Annotated in this window: 16 protein-coding genes; 8 read left to right on the plus strand and 8 right to left on the minus strand. The window is 45.9% G+C overall.

The window, feature by feature from the left end:
* Positions 1-73: 73 nt before the first annotated feature.
* The 5 genes from BKN38_RS01825 to rpsB all read right to left on the minus strand — a co-directional run bounded on the left by BKN38_RS01825 (position 74) and on the right by rpsB (position 4,922).
* On the minus strand, positions 74-910 hold the full coding sequence (locus BKN38_RS01825; protein ID WP_066456586.1) for a radical SAM/SPASM domain-containing protein: 837 nt from the start codon (positions 908-910) through the stop codon (positions 74-76).
* A gap of 218 nt (positions 911-1,128) precedes the next feature.
* The gene (locus BKN38_RS01830) at positions 1,129-1,659 is read right to left on the minus strand and encodes a hypothetical protein (protein WP_066456588.1); all 531 of its coding nucleotides are present in this window, start codon (positions 1,657-1,659) and stop codon (positions 1,129-1,131) included.
* A 374-nt stretch (positions 1,660-2,033) separates the two neighbouring features.
* On the minus strand, positions 2,034-2,696 hold the full coding sequence (serB, locus tag BKN38_RS01835; protein WP_066456591.1) for a phosphoserine phosphatase SerB: 663 nt from the start codon (positions 2,694-2,696) through the stop codon (positions 2,034-2,036).
* A 380-nt stretch (positions 2,697-3,076) separates the two neighbouring features.
* The gene (gene tsf / locus BKN38_RS01840) at positions 3,077-4,144 is read right to left on the minus strand and encodes a translation elongation factor Ts (RefSeq protein WP_066456594.1); all 1,068 of its coding nucleotides are present in this window, start codon (positions 4,142-4,144) and stop codon (positions 3,077-3,079) included.
* 1 nt (position 4,145) lies between these two features.
* A complete protein-coding gene (rpsB, locus tag BKN38_RS01845; RefSeq protein WP_066456596.1) occupies positions 4,146-4,922 on the minus strand; it encodes a 30S ribosomal protein S2 in 777 nt (258 codons plus the stop codon).
* Positions 4,923-4,996: 74 nt separating this feature from the next.
* Here rpsB and BKN38_RS01850 point away from each other — a divergent pair, with 74 nt between their 5' ends.
* On the plus strand, positions 4,997-5,281 hold the full coding sequence (locus BKN38_RS01850; protein WP_066456601.1) for a hypothetical protein: 285 nt from the start codon (positions 4,997-4,999) through the stop codon (positions 5,279-5,281).
* Positions 5,282-5,287: 6 nt separating this feature from the next.
* Here the strand turns inward: BKN38_RS01850 and BKN38_RS01855 are convergent, their stop codons facing one another.
* Positions 5,288-6,418, minus strand: a complete 1,131-nt coding sequence (locus tag BKN38_RS01855) for a hypothetical protein (protein ID WP_070957665.1) — start codon at positions 6,416-6,418, stop codon at positions 5,288-5,290.
* Positions 6,419-6,804: 386 nt separating this feature from the next.
* Here BKN38_RS01855 and BKN38_RS01865 point away from each other — a divergent pair, with 386 nt between their 5' ends.
* The 6 genes from BKN38_RS01865 to BKN38_RS01890 are packed head-to-tail and all read left to right on the plus strand — an operon-like array spanning position 6,805 to position 12,768.
* Entirely contained in the window at positions 6,805-9,711 is a 2,907-nt protein-coding gene (locus BKN38_RS01865; protein WP_233712843.1) for a phosphoenolpyruvate carboxylase, read from the plus strand.
* Between the two features lie 43 nt (positions 9,712-9,754).
* Complete coding sequence (locus tag BKN38_RS01870; RefSeq protein WP_143000180.1) at positions 9,755-10,702, plus strand: UbiX family flavin prenyltransferase; 948 nt, start codon at positions 9,755-9,757, stop codon at positions 10,700-10,702.
* A complete protein-coding gene (coaD, locus tag BKN38_RS01875) occupies positions 10,692-11,180 on the plus strand; it encodes a pantetheine-phosphate adenylyltransferase (RefSeq protein ID WP_066456624.1) in 489 nt (162 codons plus the stop codon). Before BKN38_RS01870 ends, coaD begins: the two co-directional genes overlap by 11 nt.
* Positions 11,171-11,962, plus strand: coding sequence for a dTMP kinase (locus tag BKN38_RS01880; RefSeq protein ID WP_070957667.1), 792 nt, complete (start codon positions 11,171-11,173; stop codon positions 11,960-11,962). The genes coaD and BKN38_RS01880 overlap by 10 nt, the downstream gene beginning before the upstream one ends.
* 33 nt (positions 11,963-11,995) lie before the next feature.
* Positions 11,996-12,196, plus strand: coding sequence for a hypothetical protein (locus tag BKN38_RS01885; protein WP_066456628.1), 201 nt, complete (start codon positions 11,996-11,998; stop codon positions 12,194-12,196).
* Complete coding sequence (locus BKN38_RS01890; RefSeq protein WP_066456630.1) at positions 12,193-12,768, plus strand: hypothetical protein; 576 nt, start codon at positions 12,193-12,195, stop codon at positions 12,766-12,768. The genes BKN38_RS01885 and BKN38_RS01890 overlap by 4 nt, the downstream gene beginning before the upstream one ends.
* Before the next feature lie 429 nt (positions 12,769-13,197).
* Here the strand turns inward: BKN38_RS01890 and BKN38_RS01900 are convergent, their stop codons facing one another.
* The gene (locus BKN38_RS01900; protein WP_066456640.1) at positions 13,198-14,790 is read right to left on the minus strand and encodes a methyl-accepting chemotaxis protein; all 1,593 of its coding nucleotides are present in this window, start codon (positions 14,788-14,790) and stop codon (positions 13,198-13,200) included.
* A gap of 125 nt (positions 14,791-14,915) precedes the next feature.
* On the minus strand, positions 14,916-16,463 hold the full coding sequence (locus tag BKN38_RS01905; RefSeq protein ID WP_233712844.1) for an NTP transferase domain-containing protein: 1,548 nt from the start codon (positions 16,461-16,463) through the stop codon (positions 14,916-14,918).
* A 260-nt stretch (positions 16,464-16,723) separates the two neighbouring features.
* Here BKN38_RS01905 and uppS point away from each other — a divergent pair, with 260 nt between their 5' ends.
* A complete protein-coding gene (gene uppS, locus BKN38_RS01910; protein WP_066456735.1) occupies positions 16,724-17,494 on the plus strand; it encodes a polyprenyl diphosphate synthase in 771 nt (256 codons plus the stop codon).
* Positions 17,495-17,654: the final 160 nt, after the last annotated feature.

The raw sequence follows: 17,654 nt of genomic DNA on the forward strand, positions 1-17,654 counted from the left end.
TTTACATTGCCAATTTTACACCCACCAATTTCACGCCTATTTATTTTTAGCATCCGCCAAACTTTACACCCATTTATTTCACGCCCACAAACCCGCAAGCTTGGCAAGTCGCCTCACGCGCGATGCCTTGGCGGAATCCCTCTGCGATAGCGCGCGCCCTTGGCGTGGCTAAGATCTCTGCCAAGCCCTGCGTGCGTATGTCGCCCAGCGTCATCTCGCCGCGCGCATCGATGCAGCAGGGCACGACTCTGCCATCGCTCAATATCCCCAGCTGCTCGATGAGCCCGTGGCATTTTTTGCGCGTGGATTTTGCGCGGCTATAGCCCGCCCATGTGAAGCACGGCTTTGTGATGAGAAATGCCTTGCTCCACAGGCGGATTCTGGGGCTTTGCATTAGCGTATCAGATAGCTCGGCTCGCAGCGCGCCTAGCGCCTCGCTTGGCAAAATCTCGCGCAAAAGCGCTAGAATCTTATCTTTGTCGCTCACGCTTTGGATTCTGAGATTTAGAAAGCAAGCAGGATTGGCAAAATGCGCGGACACAAAAGGCGCGATGCGCGCGGCATAATCGCGGATATTGTTATCAAGCCCAGCTTCTAGCGAGATAGAGACCTGATAGACTGGCGGGGCGAGCAGGAGGGCGGGTGGATGCTTTGGCAAAAACAGCCCGCTGGTGACTATCTCCACCTGCGCGCCCCTATCACGCGCGAGCGCTAGGTAGCTGCCAAGCGCGTCCAGATAGCAAGGATCGCCCAAAATATGCAAGGCTATGCGCTTTGATAGCGGCAGCGCCTCATCGAGCGCGCGCTCAAACAGGCTTAGCGGCATGATCCCGCGCGAGGCTTTTGGTGCTGGGCAAAACGAGCAGGCAAGATGACAAATATCACTAAGCTCGATATAGATTTTTTTCATAAATAGCCTTTAGAGCACAATGCAGATTTGCGGTTTGTGTTTTATTTTGTGCGTGTTTTTTGTTAGTTTGCATTTGTGATTTTTTACTTTTTGCTTTTGGATTCTGTTTTTTGCCGCGCTATACTTATGCTTTTATTTGCCAAATAAAAATATCCATAACTCGCCCAAGCAAGATCTGCATTAATTTATCTGCTCTTTGTTATTCATAGTTGTTACCTTTATTTTGAATATTCTAAATTATGGTAAATATTGAAATCATTGCAATTTAATTCTTTCTTGACAAAATCAACTCTCATATTCCCCTCATGTCCCAAATAAAGCACCTTTCTGCCAGTATCCCAATCGCCAACAAATTGCATAAATCTTATATTTTCTCTATTAAATATGGATTCGTTCCCATACATCAATATAAGCATATATATTCTAGGGCTAATTTGCTTGTCGATAGCGCTAACATATTCATATTCACTTTTATATTGTAACTTTTTGGTTTTTTTATTTAGTTCATCCCAGTCCAAGCTATCTAAACTCTTACCAAAATACCCTAAAACCTTATTATACTTTTCTTCATTATTTGGTAATTTATTTAGCTTGCACATTTTCTTAAATTTATAATAACTAGGCTGAAAACTATAAGGCACAAACCAACCCCAGCCAGAACACCCACCAAACAAAAACACAAGCGGAATTATAGCGACAAAAAGCCCAAGGGGTTTGAGGAGTTTAAGTGTTTTGCATTTTTCTATCATTTTATTTTTCCTTTTGTAATTTTTGGATTCTGCAGAATCTAGAGAATCCACAGACGAGGCAAACAAAATAGACAAGATGAAATTTTATCATTTTATCTCATGGTTTTTATTTTGTTTATTTTGTGGATTTGTTTTGCTATTTGGATTCTGATAGATTCTATATAGTCATCGCGAGGGGTAAGGCAACAAAACAATCCAAAGAAAAATACGCAAAATTCTAGATTCTGCTAAATCTAGAATCTAAACGACACTTTGTTTTTATAGATTATTTCGCGGATAAAGTAAATTATAAGAAATTGCGTTTTTGGGCGGGTTGCGGGAAGTTGCTAGTTGCTAGTTGTCAAATTTAAAGACTAAAATCTTGAAGTCAAAAGCTAGAATCTAGTGCTAGATTTTCTCATTAAGTTTAGCCAAACTTCGCGTAGGTCTTTGGTTTCGATGATGATATTTGCCTCTTTTTTGAGTGCTGGTTTGGCGCAAAATGCCGCGCGAAAATCCGCGTGCGCAAACATACTCAAATCATTCGCGCCATCGCCCACCACAAGCGTCTGCGCGCGCGTGATACCAAGCAGGGATTGCAGGCGCAAAAGCATATCGCCTTTGGAGCTGCCAAACATCATCTCGCCACCGACTTTGCCGGTGAGCACACCGTTTTTGGCATGCAAGATATTGCTAAAATCCGCATCAAGTCCCAGAATCTTGGCAAAATGCGCGGTGGCTAGGCGGAATCCGCCGCTAAAGCACACCACTTTGGTGCCCTGCCGTTTTAGCGCACTCACGCACTCTTGCGCGCCATTCATCAAAGGCAGATTCTCGCAAATCTCTTTGGCGCGTGCCTCACTCATACCCTCCAGAAGCCCCACGCGCACGCTCAAGCTCTCAAAAAAATCAAGCTCGCCAGACATCGCGCGGTGCGTGATCTCGCTCACCTGCTCGCCCACGCCAAAATCAAGCGCTAGAGAATCTATCGTCTCGCCATCCATAAGCGTAGAATCAAAATCAAAAACAGCAAGTTTTATAGAATCTAGAGGTTTCATATTTTGGCTTTGTGTTGAGGTTTTGCGTTTTGCGCGCTTGGTTTTTGCGCGGGATTTTGCATTTTGATATAAGTTATAAAATTTACAAAAAGGCGATGCACTCACGCGCGAAGTTTTGATTTATTGAAAAATTGTCATGCGAATTTTGGATTTTTGGTAAATTTAGATTCTGACAAATTTTAGATTCTAGCAAATTTTACAAATCCACCAGAATCTAGGTTTGCTCTGGCGCGCGAGACTTTGATTTCGCAAGAAAACTTTACAATTTTCCTGCGACAAACCTTGCTTTTGAAACTAGCCCAAAGCCAGCTTTGCTTCCAAAAATGAGTCTTTTCCAAAAGCGAGCCTTTTCAAAAAGCGGCTTTTTCCAAAAGCAAGCCCTATTTCATCTGCGCGGCGACTTCCGCGGCGAAATCCTCCGCTTTTTTCTCGATGCCTTCGCCTAGCTCAAATCGCACATATTGCGTGATTTGGATGTCATCGCCCCATTCTTTGGATTTGGATTCTAGCACTTGCGCTATCGTCTTTTTATCATCCATCACAAAAAACTGCCCAAGCAGCGTCAAGCGCTGATCGATTAGCGTATTATCTGCGATAAATCGCTCGATTTGCCCGGGGATTATTTTATCCCAAATCGCCTCTGGCTTGCCTTGCTTTTTGAGCTCTTCTTTTAGCTTGGCGGCTTGCGCTTCTAGCACTTCTTTGGTGAGCTCGCAGCGAGAGATGTATTGAGGGATGTTTTTTAGCGCTTTGCCAAGTCGCTTTAGCTCCTCATTTTCTTTCTCTACTTCAGCGATGAGCGCTACTTTTTCTTTAGCTATGAAATCCTTGCTAAAGCCGCTAAAATCAAGCACTTGAGGCTTCATCGCCGCGGCGTGCATACAGATATTGCCTAGCAGTTCAGCAAGCTTGCTTTCATTTTTGGCGTCTTTATAGGTAGCGCTCACGAGCACGCCCACGCGCCCATTGAAATGCACATAGCTATTCACCACTTCATTTTGCTTGGCAGTGATGGTGGCGATGCGACGGATTACGATGTTTTCGCCTATTTTTGCGATTTGCGTTTTTAGGTATTCATCGAAGTTTTGCCCATCGATTTGCTGCGCGCCAAGCGCGTTTATATCATTGATGGCTTGGCTAAACACTAGGTCTGTAGTCTTTGCCACAAGCTCTTTGAAGCCATCATTCTTGGCGACGAAATCCGTCTCGCTGTTGATTTCTAGCAGGCTTGCTTTTTTGAAATCAGGCGAGATTTTTGCAGATATCAGGCCTTCTGCGGCGACTCTATCAGCTTTTTTGGCGGCTTTGCTTAGACCCTTTTCGCGCAGATATTCTACTGCTTTTTCTATATCGCCAGCCACCTCTACAAGCGCTTTTTTGCAGTCCATCATCCCTGCATCAGTCATCTCTCGGAGCTGTTTTACTAGCTGTGCGCTAATCTCTGCCATTTTATTCTCCTTTTGCCTCTTCTGCGGCTTCTTTGATGACTTCATCGCGCTCGGCTTGTGTGGAGGGCGCTACTTCTTGCGCTTCTTCGCCAGCATCGCCATTCATCTCTCTGCCCTCGATTATCGCTTCAGAGATTTCTTTGCAAAGTAGCTGTATGGAGCGGATAGCATCATCATTACCTGGGATTGGATAATCCACCAAATCCGGATCGCAGTTGGTATCAAGAGGTGCAACTACTGGGATGCCTAGCCTTCTAGCTTCAGCGACGGCGATTTTTTCTTTCACCACATCGATGATAAAAATCATATCCGGCGCTTTTTTGAGATGTCGCACGCCGCCTAGATATTGCGTCAGCTTGTCTTTTTTGCGTAGAAGCATGAGCTTTTCTTTTTTGGTTAGCAGATCGATTTGCCCGCTAGTCTCCATTTCTTCTATCACTTCTAGTTTGCGCACAGAGCGTCGTATCGTGCTAAAATTTGTCAGCATCCCGCCCAGCCAGCGATAATTGACATAGGGCACGCCCACTTTTTCTGCGTATTCTTTGATGGTGTCGCTGGCTTGTTTTTTGGTGCCTACAAACATTATCGTTTTGCCTTCAGCCGCGGCGTCGCGCACGATATTGTAAGTGTAGCGGAAGTATCGAAGTGTCTTTTGCAAATCGATGATGTGGATGTTTTTGCGCACGCCAAAGATAAATGGCTTCATCTTTGGATTCCAGCGGCGCGTCTGATGCCCGAAATGCACGCCGCATTCTAGCAAGTCTTTCATAGTGACCATGGTATTCTCCTAAAGTTTGGTTTGTCCGCCATACCCAAAAACAAGCGATGCTTGCAACACAAACAGGAATGGGTATGTGTGAATTTTTGATTTGCTTTGGGGTTTGGCGCGCTGGCGCGGGTGCTTTGCTTGCGATTTTGGCGCAGTTTTGTCACCACAAACTGCAAGCACAAGCGCGCAAATCCTTACACCAATCAATAAAAAGGACGGCGGATTCTAGCTTAAATTTGATAATTTTTGCCTTAAAGCTTTGGGTTTTGTATATATTTGGCGTGTATCGTGCGCGTAATTTGCGCGACTTGGCATGTATTTGGCGCGCTATTTTGGATTCTGCTGGCGCGACTTGGTGTGATATTTAGGGCATACTATTTTAGCGGTGATAAATCGCCGATATACCTAGTCTCACCTTTTTTATCGGTGATAAATACGCGCACAGCACCCGCGGGCACGGATTCTAAGCTATTTCCCATAAGATCCACGCCGCTAGAATCTATTTTGGCAGAATCTAGATTTTTAGAATCCACGCTTTTGGTATCCTTTGATTTTTGAGCGCCCCTTGATTTTTGAGCACCTCTTGATTTTTTAGCATCCGGCACACTAGATTCTGCGCCAAAATCGCGCGCAAAAAGAAACTCCAGCCACACAATATGCGCCATGCCCTCATTTTTATCAAGCTCGATACGCATCAGATTCTCGCGCGTCTGCATAGAGCGCACACTATAGGCAGAAACCTCGCACCACGCGGGCGTGCAGGCATTATAAACTATCTCGCCAAAATCCGCCTTTTTGGAATCTATCGCAGAATCCACTTTTTTAAATTCTGCTTTTTCGGAATCCACTTCATTAGATTCCGCCTTGCCAAAATCCATTTTATCAGCGCCTTCCTTTTTAGATTCTACCTCATCAGAATCCAGCGCGCCAGAATCCGCTTTGCCAAAATCCATTTCGCCAAAATCTGTTTCGCCAAAATCTGTTTCGCCAGATTCCACCTTGCCAGCACCTAGAGAGCGTGGCTTATACACGATATACTCGCGCATATCCATAGGCTTTGATTTCTCGCGCATATCATAGTGAGTCGCTTGCAGATTCGCCTTGAAAATCTCTTGCATATCACTATTGGATTCCGCCTTTTGAGATTTTGCCTTTTGCCAAATGTCTTGAAACCTCGCAAAATACGCATTTTCCACACTAGCGCAAGTTGGCAGATTGGCAGCGCCATGCAGATTTACAACATTTTGCAGATTCTGGCACTCATTTTCTGCACCATACAGATTTACAACATTTTGCAGATTCTGCCGCTCATTTGCATGGCTTGGCGCGCCCATATTTGTGCCATTTGCGCGTGCGGATTCCAAAGGTTTGGTATTTGCAAAATCCCCATTTTTAGATTCTGCCCCATCCCCACAGCCAGTGACAAGCACCACCAAAAGCACCACCCCTAGCATCACCGCACCCGCCCAAAATGCCTTTATTTTTATGCCTTTTGTATCCTTCATCTTTTGCCTTTATGAAACCTAGTGCAAATTGCACATCAATGCCCCAAATCACGTACTAAACACAAAAAGCATTATACAAAATCATGGCTTTATACTTAGCCATTTATCATAAATACCAGTAAAACCACTTTGCTAGAAGAAATTAAGATGCGCCAAACTATGGTAAAAATTTAAGGAGATTTTTTGTAAAGCAAAATAAAACATATTTTCGATACAATGAGTTTTATGCAAAATGTAAAATATAGCGAGATCAAAATATTTAAAATCGCATAAGGCAAAAAAATAAGTGATAAAAACATAGTAGCGCCAAATGTCGCACCAACAAAGCAAGCGCGCAAAAGCCACACACAAAGACACAACAAAGCCACACCAACAAAAGGAGTCATATGACAAAGCATCACTCGCCATTTTTCGATGAAGACTCACTGGACAAAGAGATAAAATTCATCCTAGACATCATGATAGAAATGCTCCAAGAAGTGGATAAAGAAGTTTGCGCGTTTTTCCTATCACTCTATGACAAAATCTCCTCCGCGCCATCAATCTCGGATCATCAAAGCCTAGATGGCATACGCGATGAGATAGAGAAAATCTCGCTTTCTGGCAAAACGCTCGAAGTCATCAAAGCCTTCTCACTATACAACATCCTCATAAACATCGTCGAGGAGCGCTTCAACATAGATGCGACCAAAAGCCTTGAGCGCATAGAATACGCATATACCGACCTTATCAAAGAGGGCTTTGATAGAAATGATTTAGATAAGATACTAGAATCTATCTGCTTTTATCCCGTATTTACCGCGCATCCGACAGAATCTAGACGCCGCACTTTTCTAGAAGCACACTATGAAATCACGCAGGATTTGTATAAACTCTTTGAGCTAGGCGAACTCAAAGCAAAAGAGCATATTCAATACCGCTTGCGCCTTTTGTGGAATACAAACCTCGTGCGCTCACAAAAGCTAGAAGTGCTTTTTGAGCTAGACAATCTCCTCTATATCGTAGAAAACTCCGTGCTGCGCGCTAGCCAAAAGGTGCTCTACTACATAGAAAAAATGCTAAAAAAACCGCTCACGCACTCGCCCATACATTTAGGAAGCTGGATAGGTGGCGATAGAGATGGGAATCCATTTGTCACCAACGACTTAATGACAGAAGTGATGAAAATCCAGCACAAACTCATCATAAACTTTTACATCAAAAAGCTAGAGCGCTTGGTGCGCGATTTATCCATAAGTAGCGATTCTTGCGAGATTTCGCCGCGCCTTAGCAAATCACTGCAAAAAGAGTCAAGCATCCTAAGCGAGCCAATCGCCAAAATCTGCGCTAGCGAGCCTTTCCGCGCCAAACTCTATGTGATGATAAAAAAGCTGCAAAATAGACTAGTATTTGTCAATGCGCCAGATTCTATATCAAACACCTACGCCGAGCCAAAAGAGCTTATCGCTGATGTCGAGATGCTGATAGAATGCCTTGATGATGTGCTAGGCAAGTATTTGCGACAATTTAGGCGCTTTGTGCTGCTTGGCGGATTTCATCTGATGCAGCTTGATTTTAGAGAGCACAAAGATGTCTTCGCGCAGGCGATTAGCGAGATTTTCTGCTTGCTTGGCATTTGTGATAATGACTTCATGAGCTATCGCGAGGAGAAAAAGCTAGAAGTGCTAAGCGCGGCACTTGATATGCCAAAAATCGAGCTTGGCTCGATAGGCGATGAGCTAAGCGAGACTACGCAAAATGTGATAGAGATATTTATGCGAATCGTTTGGGGCAAAAAATACATCAATGAAAATGTGCTAAAAACCTTTATCTTATCGATGACTACCGATGCTAGCGATTTGCTTTGCGTGCTGTGGTTTGCCAAACAAAGCGGGCTGTGGAAGCCTAGCAAAAATAAAAGCGAGCGGCAGAATCTAGAATCTAGCGAGGCAAAAGATGAGGATAAAAAAATGCGCGCGCGCATCGCTATCACGCCGCTATTTGAAACGATAGATGACTTGCGGCGTGCGGGCGATATCATGCGAACTTTGGTGCAAAACAAGCATTACGCGCATTATTTGCATGACATCGGCATGCGCCAAGAGATAATGGTGGGCTATTCAGATTCTAGCAAAGATGGCGGGATTTTCACGAGCAACTATAGCCTCTATGTCGCGATACAAGAGCTAAAGGCGCTTGAGGGTGAGCTTGGCGTGGAGTTTGTGCTATTCCATGGCAGGGGCGGAAGCGTGAGCCGCGGTGGAGGCACACTAGAATCAGCACTTCTAGCCTCGCCACCACGCAGCGTGCAGGGATTTCTAAAGACGACAGAGCAAGGCGAAGTCATAAGCTCAAAATATCTCAATGTCTCCTCCGCGCAGTTTTTCCTAGCCTCGACGATGGCAGGGCTGCTTAAAAAAACCAGCTATGATGTGTTTTCTAGCGATTGTGCGGATGTCAATTTAGATTCTAGCGCGCAAAATGTTTTGGATTCTCGCACGCCAAAAATGCCAGAATCTAGCGCGCGCAAGTCACCAGAATCCAAAGCGCCAGAATCCAAATCAGTGGCGGATTCTAAAGACTCTAGCCCCGCAAGCTTCACCATCGGCGCGCGCTGCTCCATAAGCCCAAACCACAAGCAAATCATGGAGCAAATCTCTAGCATCTCATACAAAACCTACCGCGATTTAGTCTATGAGACAGATGGATTTATGGATTATTTCAAAGCCGCCACACCCATATCTTTCATACAGCAGCTAAACTTAGGCTCGCGCCCTAGCAAGCGCAAAGACACGATGAGAGTAGAGGATTTGCGCGCGATTCCTTGGGTGTTTGCTTGGACGCAAAACCGCGCGATAATCCCCGCGTGGTATGGGCTAGGCAGTGGGCTAAAGGCGATTGATATGACAACACTCAAAGAATGCTACGCGCAATCTGAATTTTTCGCCGCGACTATTAGCAACATCTCGCAAGCCTTTTTGAAGGTGGATCTAAGCATCGCTAGCCAATACAACGCCTTTGTCAAAGACAAGAATCTGCGCGATACCATCTGGGGCAAAATCCTAGAAGAGCACAAAAAAACGCTCCAAGCGCTCATCCAAATACGCGGCGAAGAAAGCCTGCTAGATAGCGAGCCGACGCTGCAAAAATCTATCCTCCTGCGAAACACCTCTGTAATGACACTAAATCTTTTGCAAATCGAGCTTATCAAAAAATACCAAGATGCTGGCTATGAAGCCAAGCGCGCGCGCATCATGGAGCAAATCCACTCTACTATCATAGGCATCGCGCAGGGCTTACGCAACACAGGCTGATGCGCGATAGTAATGAGATTTGCAAAGCCAAGACAATGGAAATATGGAAAATATGAAAAATACGCATAATAGGTTTATACTAGGTATCAGCGGGGCGAGTGGCGTGAAGCTTGCGAGCGGGTTTTTGCGCGTGCTGCCTAGGGAGTTTGAGGTGCATATCATCCTTTCGCGCGGCGTGTGTGAATGCGCTAAATACGAACTAGGGCTTGATATAAAGGGGCTAGAATCTATGCTGATAAATGCTAGAAATGAGGGCGTGCGCGGGGTGGATTCTCGTGCGGATTTTGGGGAATCTAGAGCTTTAGATTCTGCGCGCGATTTAGATTCTGCGCCAAAATCTAGCCAAAAATCCAAAGCAAAATCTAGCAAATCAGATTCTGGCGTTTTAGATTCTGCGCGTGATTTAGATTCTAGCGATTTAGATTCTAGCGCTTTAGATTCTGCCAGCGCCAAAACACCCAGAATCCACATTTGGCATGATGATGAGATCGGCGCGCCAGTGGCTTCAGGCAGCTTTGGCGCAGAGATGATGGCGATAATCCCTACCAGCATGGACGCGCTTGCCAAAATCGCTTGCGGCATCAGCGACACGCTGCTTTCGCGCGCAGCAAGCGTGATGATAAAAGAGCGGCGCACGCTATTGCTAGCGCCTCGCGAAATGCCGCTAAATGCGATTGTCTGCGAGCAGATGCAGCGGCTTGCGAGCCTTGGCGTCATCATCGCCCCGCCCATCATTGCCTACTACTCATACCCCAAAAACCTAGCGCAAATGGAGCATTTTATCTATGGCAAATGGCTTGACATACTTCGCATACCAAATGATCTCTACCAGCGCTGGGGAGAATCTAGCGAAATGGATTCTGGCAAAATAGATTCTAGTAGATTAGATTCTAGCGCGCGCCAGAATCTAGCCAAAACAAGCACCAAACCAGCGTCCAAACCAACCAAAAACAAAAAGAAAAACCCAAAAAGACTAGCCAATGAAGCATAAAATCGGAATCTACCCCGGCACCTTCGACCCGCTTACCAATGGGCATTTAGACATCATCAAGCGCAGTTGCGAGATTTTTGATAATGTCATTTTAGCGATCGCGCATTCCGCGTCCAAGCAGCCGCTTTTTAGCATAGAGGAGCGGCTTGAGATGGCGCGGCTTGTGACAAGCGATTTTGATAATGTCTGCTGCATCGAGTTTGGCGGGCTGCTAGCTGATCTCGCCAAAGAATACAACGCCAAAATTTTGATACGCGGCTTGCGCGTGGTGAGCGATTTTGAATACGAGCTGCAAATGGGCTATACCAACACTTCGCTAAACCCGGAGCTTGACACTATCTATTTTATGCCGACTTTGCAAAATGCTTTTATCAGCTCATCTATCGTGCGCAACATCCTAAGCCACCGCGGCAAAATCTCGCATCTAATCCCAAGCGCGGCGTTTGCGTATATCAAGGACAAAATGCCATGTATGTAGTGTTTGAAGGCATCGATACTTGTGGCAAATCCACGCAGATTGAGCGGCTAAAGGGTGTGTTTCCCGAGGCGATTTATACCAAAGAGCCCGGCGGAAGCGCGCTAGGCGTGCGCGTGCGCGAGATGATACTGCAAAGCCATAGTTTGCAGGATTTGAGTCAGAATAGTTGCGAGGGCGCAAATCATGGGGGCGCAAATAGCCAAAATGCTGAAAATAGTCAGCGCGCGCAAGCACCACTAAGCGCTATGGCGGAGTTTTTTTTGTTTCTAGCCGATCGCGCCGAGCATATTGACAAAGTCATCAAGCCAAACCGCCAAAAGCTCATCATCTCTGATAGAAGCCTCATTTCTGGCATCGCGTATGCGCCCTTCGCGCAGGCAGAATCCATAAATCTTTTTTGCGCGCAAGGCGTGCTGCCCGAGCTTTGCATCGCTTTTGAGATAGACAAAGACACGCTTACACAAAGGCTAGCTAGCAAGACGCACGATGCTATCGAGGCGCGCGGCATAGAATACCTGCTAAATATCCAAAGCAAAATCCTCCAAACCGCGCGAAAAATCGCCAAGCGCACCGCTATAATAAACGCAAGCGATGATAGAGAAGCGATCACAAAGCAAATCATCGCACATATACAGCGCGCGCAAAAGGAGCTAGAATCTGGCGGGGTGGATTCTTTGGTGGATTCTGGCGACTTTAATTCTTTGGCGGTGGATTCTGAAGTGGATTCTGCAAGCGCGGATTCTAGTGTTTTGGATTCTGGCGATTTGGATTCTGGGCGCTAGAATCCAAGGTGGCAAAAAATCTAGGGCGGCAAAATGCTAGAATCCAAAGCGCAAGATTTTAAAATAATAGAATCTAAAATAATAGAATCTAAAATCACAGAATCCAAATCATTATATTTTATTGCGCGCTATTTTGTCGCGCTGGATTTTATTATGCTAGATTCTCTCGTGCAGGATTTTATTGCGCGAGATTTTATTTGGGCGCGCGAGCCTTACTCGCAAGGCACTAGATGAAATGCCTCTCATGCGCTAGATTCTGCCTTGGCGTGCTGTGTGAGCGCTGCCTAGAATCTATCCCCTTTCGCCTTAGCATGCGAGAAGTGCGCGGCGTGCGCGTGTATGGCTTTTTTGCGTATGATGATGTGGAGTTTTTGCTGCGGACGAAATATTATGCTATTGGCTCTAGAATCCTAGCGCGCCTAGCGCGAAAAGCCGCGCATAAGTGCTTTGGCGAGGTGCTGGCGGGCGTGGATTTGCGCGGTGTTTGCATGGTGGGAATCGATGATAGCGCTAGGAGTTTTTACTCACACACAGGCGTCATCATGCACGAGTTTGCCAAAGCCAGCGGGCTAGCGCCCATCTATGGCGAGCTCAAAGCCGCGCATGACATCTCTTATGCTGGCAAATCCTTAGCATACCGCCAAAGCCACAAGCGCGGCTTGCGCTACACGCACAAAGAGCGCGATTTGATAATCATCGATGATATCATCACCACTGGCACGAGCTTCTCTGAAGCGATAGAAGTATGCCAAAATGCCGGCGCGCAGGTGCATCTATGCCTAGCACTTTGTGATGCGAGGAGTTAGATTCTGCCTCGCGATAGCATGGCTTGTAGCAGATGCTTAAAACCCAATGATAAAATAGCGTCAATATTATTTGCAAACAAAAAGTTACAAGAAGCGTGGTTGTAGTTTTGCTATTTTTAATTTTTAACAAAGCGTCAAAACTTTCGCTAAAATCAAACTAAAAGCATGCAAAATAAAGCTGCATTGGTCATAGCACCATCCCATATAAATTGAACAGTGGAGCTGCTGCCACTTAAGGTATTATGGATGCTAAGAGAATTAGCAGAATCGAGCATAACCGCAAGTCAAATAGCAAACCATTCATACGCCAGAAAGCGACTCTTGCAAAACAATTATTTTTAGTTATCGGTGCCAGCAAATCCATCATCCTGCCCACAAAATCAGCCTGTGGCGCGCTTATTAATCCTATCATCGCCCATCAAATCGCTATCAAGTCTTAAACGCCGAGATGCCCTTATCTAGCTCTTTTGTCTTGCTCTCTGTGCTTTGCACGATAGAATCCAGCTCGCCGCCAAGCTCTTTTGTGCGCGCGGATAGCTCGACGATTTTATGCATTTTCTCGCTAAGCTGCTGCGTCTCTTCAAACACCTCTTCATTTTGCTCTGAAATTCTATGCGAAGAGTTTAGCGTGTTGCTTAGCAGCGTTTTTGTCTCATTCGCGCTTTGTATCAGCTCTTGCGCTTGTATCGCGACTTGCTGCGCTTCTTGCGCGGTGGCTTTTATCTCCTCACCCACTTCTTGGATGCTTTGCACGCTGGCATTGGTGATAGCAGAGATTTCATTGAGCGATTTTTGCGTGCGCTCGGCGAGATGTCGCACTTCATCCGCCACCACCGCAAACCCTCTGCCATTCTCGCCCGCGCGCGCTGCTTCGATAGCGGCATTGAGTGCGAGCAAATTTGTCTGCTTAGAAATATCATCGATAAAGGTTAGCGTCTTGCGCGTCTGCTCGGTGTTTTCGATAAGCATTTTTGCGCCTTCTAGGATGTGGTTGTGATCTTCGCTAGATCTTTGCATATGCTCAGCGACCTCTTGCAGCTTGCTTATAAACTCATCGAGCGCTTTTTGCGTCTTTAGCACATTTTGCATCATATCATCCACTTCGCCTTTGACGCTTCGAGTTTGGCTAGCGATATCTTTGGAAAACTCATCCACATCGCCGATATGCGCTACTTGGATATTGGAGTTTTTGGTGAGCTCAAGCGAGATTTGATGCAGGTTGTCTATGGTTTGCAGATTCTCAAGCGACACATTTTTGGCGATTTTTATGGTGTTTTGGATTTTTTCTATGAAGCGGTTGAAAAACGAAGAAGTCACGCCCACTTCATCTTGCGTTTTTATCGTGATGCGCTTAGTGAGATCGCCCTCTTTGGTGCTGGTGAGATCTTGCGCCATCATACGCAGCGAGCCAAGCGGCTTTATAAGCTCCTTTTCAAAAAACACCCAAAGCCCAGCGATCGCTATAAGGCACGCCACTATCGTAGAGCCGATGACCCAATACATGCTATTATTTATCTCTTCATGCAAATCAGATAGCGAAATCTTTAGCTCCATGACACCTAGCACATCATCCGCACTCGCATTGGCATGACACATAAGGCAGCTCTCTTGCGCGATAAGCGGCTCATAGAGATGCACGAAATGCTCGCCATTTTCTGAAATATTCTCAAGCACTGGCTTTTTGGAGTCAAACACCCCTTGCGCCACGCTGGTAGGCACGAGCGGATTCTGGATAGCAAAAAGCTCGACGACACTTGGTGCTTGATAGATTTTGACATCCTCCACACCCGGGATACTTTTGGAATACTCCACACTCTCATCAATCGCCTCGCGCGAGCCCATATTCATCCCCGAGCGCACCGCGTAGAAAATGGACTGGCTAAGCATATTTGACACATTGGTGGATTCTCGCATCGCAAGGCTGTTGAAATTGCTTTTCAGCAAGAAAATCAGCCCAAACACACCCACCATAAAAAACACCAAAAGCGTGAAAATCATCTTTGCGCGAAAAGTCTTAAGCATACTCTCCCCTTACGCTTGATGCGCCCTATTGCCACTTCCACCCTGCTTTTATAAATGCAACAAAGCGCGATTTGTATTTGCAAAACACATCATTTTAGCATAATTAATGTTAGGTGTTTGTGGATTTATCTAGTTTTGCCAAAAAATTTGTAAAAAAATCCGCTTTTGTTTTGCTGTTTGGCGCGCGAGATAGCTAGCTCGCCTTCTTTCACATCCGCAGTGATACTAGAGCCAGCCGCGATTAGCGTGTCTGATTCTATATTTACAGGCGCGATTAGCTGGCTGTCGCTTCCTATGAAGACATTTTTGCCAATGGTTGTTTTGTGCTTTTTTTTGCCATCATAGTTGCAGGTTATCACGCCTGCGCCTATGTTGCTCCCCTCCCCTATCTCACAATCGCCCAAATAGCTCAAATGCCCTGCTTTCACGCCTTGCATATGCGCGTTTTTGGCTTCGACGAAGTTGCCGATATGTGTGTTTTTGATGTGAGATTTGGGGCGCACGCGCGCCATGGGTCCGATGTCGCTAGAATCTATTATCGCATCCTCTACCACGCTGCCAGCTTTGATGTGCGAGCGGATTATTTTGGTGTCACCACAAAGGCGGACATTGTTTTCTATCTCGCATTCGCCCTCAAACACCACGCTAGATTCTAGGTAAATCGTCTCTGGCAGGCGCATAATCACGCCTTTATCCATCGCTTGTTTGCGGAGTTTGCGTAGCTGCATGGATTCTGCGATGGAGAGCTCGTATTTGGTATTTACGCCGATAAACTCATCTTGGCTGATGTAAAAAGGTGCGATGCTTGCGCTTGTGTCGTTGCTTTTGGCTGCGCTTGTGTTTGTGTCGCTGTTTTGGCTTGCGCTTTTTTCTTGCTGCACGATTAGCGCGATGATTTCAGTGAGATAGTATTCTTTTTGTGCGTTATTATTGCTGATTTTTGGCAAATTGGCTTCTAGGATATGCGTGTCAAATGCGTAGATTCCGGCATTTACGAGTTTTATTTGCGCTTCTTTTTCATCGCAGTCTTTTTGCTCGACTATGCGGGAGATGCGCGGCATGGTGGATTCTGGGCTTTTAGATGCAGAATCTAGTTTTGACGCAGAATCTTGACGCGAAGCAGCAGAATCTAAGTTTGACGCAGAATCTAAATTTGGCGCGCTGGATAAAACCACCCTGCCATAGCCTTGCGGATTCTCTAGCTCGATGACACCCACCACTGCGGATGCTTTGGTTTTGGCGATAGATTCTATACTGCTAGAGAGGATCAAGGGCATATCGCCATTTAGCACCACCACGCGCTTATGCTTAAAGCGCAGTGCTTGTTTGTTTGGCGCGCTAGATTCTGGTGTGGATTCTGCATTAGAATCCGCTTTAGATTCTGGCGCTATCTCTAGCAGCGCGCCACCGGTGCCGGGCAAGTTGGCATGATCTTGGATATGAATAGCAAGCGCGCCGCTTGCAAAATGCGCGCTGAAATGTGCGCGCAAGTAAGATTCTATCGCATCTTTTTGGTGATACAGCACCACGCGCACATCATCGCTCACGCTAAGCGCTTGGGTGAGAATCATATCTATCATAGGCTTGCCACAAATGGTATGCAGCACCTTTGGCTTGCTAGAATACATCCTGCTCCCAGCGCCCGCCGCCAAAATCACTACTGAAAAATCCACGCTCGCTCCTTTTGGCTTGGCTTTGATAAACGCCGCCAAACGCTCATAAAAGCACAAATATTAGCACTATTTATATTAAAAATTCTAAAATCTTGTATAATGCTGGATTCTAAACGCGGATTTTAGGCGCGGATTTTAGATGTAGATTCTAAATGCGGATTCTAAAGCAGCGCGGCGCGAATATGGATCAAATATGGATAAAGTATAAATGCCAGAATCTAGCGCAAATCACAACCACCACGCAGGCAAAAGGAGAGAAAATGCCCCAAGATAAGACGCTAAAACACCTTGCTATCATCATGGATGGTAATGGCAGGTGGGCGCAAATGCAGGGCAAAAGTCGGCAGGTGGGGCATCGCAAGGGCGCGCAAAATGTGCGCGCGATAACGGATTGGTGCGCTAAGCATGATATATCTTATCTCACGCTTTACGCGTTTTCTACGGAGAATTGGAATCGCCCCAAAAAAGAGGTGGATTTTCTCATGAAGCTTTTGGAAAAATACCTAAGAGATGAGGCGAGCACCTATCACAAAAACAAAATCCGATTCCGCGCGATAGGCAATATCGCGACATTTTCGCAGCCGCTAAAAAGCATGATTCTCGAGCTAGAATCCCAAACCGCGCACTACACCAACCTAACCCAAGCGCTCGCGCTAAACTATGGCGGGCGCAATGAAATAGCAAGAGCGTATGCGAAAATAGTGGGCGAGTGTGTGGGTGGTGTGGATTCTGGCGCAGAATCTAAAAACGCGGATTTTGCGTTGAGTGTCGTAAAAATGCTAGATTCTGATAGAGATTTCAAGCAAATGGAGGCGCTGGTGCAGCGGCATCTTGACACAGCGGATATGCCTGATGTGGATTTGCTCGTGCGCACGGGCGGGGAGCAGAGGCTGTCAAACTTTTTGCTATGGCAGGCAAGCTATGCGGAGCTGGCGTTTAGCAAGACGCTTTGGCCTGATTTTGGCAGCGATGAGCTGGCGGAAATCATCGAGGGTTTTTATCAAAGGCAAAGGCGTTTTGGCGGGCTGTGAAGTTGCGAGATAGCGAGATTTTGGGATTGCAGAATCTTGCGAGATTTTGAGATTCTAAGATTTGAGATTTTAAGACTTGGCAATTCTAAGATTTTGGGTTTTTTAGATTGCGAGATTGCAGAATCTTGGAATTGTGAAATTTTAAGATTCTAAGATTGAT

This window comes from Helicobacter sp. CLO-3 (assembly GCF_001854545.1).
In the GTDB taxonomy this organism is placed as follows: domain Bacteria; phylum Campylobacterota; class Campylobacteria; order Campylobacterales; family Helicobacteraceae; genus Helicobacter_B.

Coding starts and splice junctions, on each gene's coding strand:
- BKN38_RS01825 (WP_066456586.1), bottom strand. CDS start 910: ATGAAAAAAATCTATATCGAGCTTAGTGATATTTGTCATCTTGCCTGC.
- BKN38_RS01830 (WP_066456588.1), bottom strand. CDS start 1,659: ATGATAGAAAAATGCAAAACACTTAAACTCCTCAAACCCCTTGGGCTT.
- serB (WP_066456591.1), bottom strand. CDS start 2,696: ATGAAACCTCTAGATTCTATAAAACTTGCTGTTTTTGATTTTGATTCT.
- tsf (WP_066456594.1), bottom strand. CDS start 4,144: ATGGCAGAGATTAGCGCACAGCTAGTAAAACAGCTCCGAGAGATGACT.
- rpsB (WP_066456596.1), bottom strand. CDS start 4,922: ATGGTCACTATGAAAGACTTGCTAGAATGCGGCGTGCATTTCGGGCAT.
- BKN38_RS01850 (WP_066456601.1), top strand. CDS start 4,997: ATGTGTGAATTTTTGATTTGCTTTGGGGTTTGGCGCGCTGGCGCGGGT.
- BKN38_RS01855 (WP_070957665.1), bottom strand. CDS start 6,418: ATGAAGGATACAAAAGGCATAAAAATAAAGGCATTTTGGGCGGGTGCG.
- BKN38_RS01865 (WP_233712843.1), top strand. CDS start 6,805: ATGACAAAGCATCACTCGCCATTTTTCGATGAAGACTCACTGGACAAA.
- BKN38_RS01870 (WP_143000180.1), top strand. CDS start 9,755: ATGGAAAATATGAAAAATACGCATAATAGGTTTATACTAGGTATCAGC.
- coaD (WP_066456624.1), top strand. CDS start 10,692: ATGAAGCATAAAATCGGAATCTACCCCGGCACCTTCGACCCGCTTACC.
- BKN38_RS01880 (WP_070957667.1), top strand. CDS start 11,171: ATGTATGTAGTGTTTGAAGGCATCGATACTTGTGGCAAATCCACGCAG.
- BKN38_RS01885 (WP_066456628.1), top strand. CDS start 11,996: ATGCTAGAATCCAAAGCGCAAGATTTTAAAATAATAGAATCTAAAATA.
- BKN38_RS01890 (WP_066456630.1), top strand. CDS start 12,193: ATGAAATGCCTCTCATGCGCTAGATTCTGCCTTGGCGTGCTGTGTGAG.
- BKN38_RS01900 (WP_066456640.1), bottom strand. CDS start 14,790: ATGCTTAAGACTTTTCGCGCAAAGATGATTTTCACGCTTTTGGTGTTT.
- uppS (WP_066456735.1), top strand. CDS start 16,724: ATGCCCCAAGATAAGACGCTAAAACACCTTGCTATCATCATGGATGGT.